General features: G+C 56.6%; 1 protein-coding gene. It reads right to left on the reverse strand.

The annotated features are described in order from the left end of the window. On the reverse strand, window positions 1-2,486 hold a 2,486-nt coding region (locus tag ABX962_RS34660; protein ID WP_372726226.1), incomplete at both ends, for an Ig-like domain-containing protein.

The raw sequence follows: 2,486 nt of genomic DNA on the forward strand, positions 1-2,486 counted from the left end.
GAACACTGAATCGATTCGCGGTCGGGTCGGTCGGATTGAGTTGCAGATTGGTGATCGTGGTGTTGTTCAGCGGGTCAAAGAAATCGATCGAATAATCGACGAGGTCATCGGCCTGCGATCCCGGCAACAGATTGATTGTGACCTGCGCACTCGAGGTCGAACCTGCTCCGTCTTGGATGCTGTAGGTGAACTGTTCGGTGCCCGCAAAACCGCTGGCCGGTGTGTAGCGGAGCGATTGGCCGCCGCCGATGATCGTGACCGTGCCTCCGGCACTGCCTGGCGTAACGCTGGCGATCGACAATCCGCCCGACAGGCTGGCGACGTCATTGTCCAGCACGTTGAGGGCACGGTTCTGCGAGCCTTCGGGAATGCTGAAGGAATCATCGATTGCGATCGGCACATTCGATTGGAACGTGACATCCACGGTCACCGTGGCTGTGTAGAAATTGTTGAAGACGTCGCTAACGGTGTAGGTAAAGACGTCGCGTCCGGTGAAGCCGTTTTGTGGGGTATAGAAAATCGAACGCCCACCATCGTCATCGGCGATTCGTACCGATCCGCTGGTCCCGTTGTTATTGAACGAGACAATGGTCAGCGGGTTTTCAGCGGTTTCAAAATCATTCGCCAGCACGTTGAGTCGTACTGGAGGACTGTTTCGAGAAACTTGCAAATTCAAATCGTCATTGGCGACACTGTTGGTCGGCAAAATGCTGACGCGGATGTCTTCGACTTCGCCGGTTTCTGCAAAGCCGCCGGGGCCGAGACCACGAGTTTGGCTGAGCCGGAATCGGGCGTAGGTCGAACCGATCATCGCGTTACTTGGAACTGCGGCGCTGACCGTTTGAGTCGCTCCGGTAACACCGCTGGCGACTGTGATTTCGGGTAATCGTTCGCCCGGCCCGTTAAAGGTGCCGTCGCCGTTAAAGTCGACGAAGCCTTGCAGATAAGCGGGGCTGCCGGTGGTATTGGTGACGGTGACTGCAAATTGACCGGTCGATCCCAATCCGAATGGGGTCGCTTGACGGACGCCATCTTCATCATCGCTGCCGTTATTGTCGTCGCCATCGGCGGCAACGCTCGGTTGACCATCGAGTTCACGGTCCACCGACGCGCCGATCGTCAAACCGGTCGTGATGCCGTGCGCCGCACCGCCCATTGCTTCGGTCGTCATATAGGTGTCCGGAGCATCACCAAAGTCGCGTGACGGCAAGTTGCCAAAGTCTTTATCAAAGACGGCCGAGCCATCAAAGACAACGGTCCATTCGCCACCAACGGGGAAGGTTTGAACAAATCCGGCTTCCACGACTTCACGAATGGTGTAGGTGCCGGGGCCTGGGAAATTGATCGTATACGATCCATCAGCTTTGGTGATTGCGTTAGGTTCGCCCAGGTCGGGACGATCGTCGCCGTCCAAGTCCAAGTAGATGTAAACGCCTGCGATGCCCGGTTCACCGGGATCACGCAGACCATCGCCATCATTGTCGCTGAACTTCGTTCCAGTAATATCGGATTGCACCTTGGTGAAACCAAAGTTAACGCCACCGATATTGGCGCCGGTCGAGGTTACCGGTTTGCTTGTCGCCGTGCTGGCGACAAATTGAACCGATGGAGCGATCGCGACGACGGTTTGGGTGCCGGTCGCAGCGGGCAGGGTGTAGCTTCCGTCGGTACCGGTAACGGCGCGTGTTTCGTTTGCGTCAAGCACGCCGTTGCCGTTGGCATCCAAGAAGACCGAAACGCCAGCCAATCCTGCATCGGCGGCTCCGTTTCCATCGCGGTTCAAGTCATTGAACACTCGGCCGCTGATCGAACCACCGACGGTTCCGGTCGACAGCACATGGGAAAGCGTTTCAGCCGATCGCTGGGTACCAAATAGTCCTTCGGTCCGCGAGAAACGGTCGGTGGTAAAGGCGATATCGGTATCATCGACAGTACCGAAAATGCCGTCATTGCCCACTCCTGCAAAGAATTCTTCGGCTTGTTGTGGACCGCCTTCGTCAATCAAGTTGGGGACGAGGTTGGTTCCATCGGTGTGCCGCAACCCAAAGGTGTGCGAGGCCTCGTGCGAAATCGTGACCGCCAATTGTCTGGCGATCGCGTCCAATTGGCTGACCGCATTGGAGATTGGGAACTGAGCGGCGAAACCATTGATCGCGTCAAGTTGCACGACACCAATACTGGTCAGGTCAAAGTTTCCGAGATCGATTGCCGTCGCAATCGGGCTGGGTAAACCAAAGTCCGCAGTCGTACCCCCGACGATGATCCGTGTCACCAAGGGGTTTGAACCGGGGTCATTGTGAGTTTCGCTGCTGACGATCGTCACACCGAAATCACCAGGCACACCAGTATTGGCGTAGTCGCCATTGGTGCCGGTCAAGCCAAGGTCAGCAAAGTGCTGTTTGACCTGCGCCATCGTATCGGCAACCAAGCGGTTGTAGGCTGCATCGTTAGCGATTTCGATGCCGATATCGGGAAGCGAATCTCGC

The sequence above is a fragment of the Novipirellula sp. genome, from assembly GCF_041583735.1.
In the GTDB taxonomy this organism is placed as follows: domain Bacteria; phylum Planctomycetota; class Planctomycetia; order Pirellulales; family Pirellulaceae; genus Novipirellula.